Raw genomic sequence first — 444 nt, 5'->3', positions numbered from 1 at the left:
CGGGGATCTCGAGAGCGGCAACCCGCCCGAGCGCCCACAGGTGCGCACCCGCCGTCTCCGGCACCTCACCAGGCACCACGGACACCGCGCCCCGCGTCACCGCCCACACCGGAACACCGAACCCGGCCTCGCCGACGGCCTGCACCAGTGCCAGTGAGGTCGCTGTGGCGATCGGCACCTCGCCGTGCTCCGGGTGCGGGCCCACAGCCAGTCCGAGGAGTGACAGGATGCCCGTGACGTCCGTTGCTTCCTCGTACATCCCGGCGAAACGGTCGTCGAAGTCCGCTGTGGCGGGGTCAAGAGCAAGGGTGTGCACGGTGGCGCCGTGGGTGGTGAGGGCCTGCTCGACGTCGTGGGCGACACGCGTGGCGTCCGCGTCCAGGTGCTCGGGCACGACGAGCAGCCACCGGCCGTCAAGACGCACCGACTCCCGCAACGACAGAC

The 444-nt window shown here is 71.4% G+C and carries 1 protein-coding gene; it reads right to left on the bottom strand.

The features are described 5' to 3' along the window. Positions 1-444, bottom strand: a 444-nt coding sequence (locus tag RM812_RS42390) for a Rossmann-fold NAD(P)-binding domain-containing protein (protein ID WP_311586375.1), incomplete at both ends; no start/stop codon positions are given.

This window comes from Streptomyces lancefieldiae (assembly GCF_031845825.1).
GTDB lineage: Bacteria > Actinomycetota > Actinomycetes > Streptomycetales > Streptomycetaceae > Streptomyces > Streptomyces lancefieldiae.
This window is presented reverse-complemented; position numbering and strand designations above follow the sequence as displayed.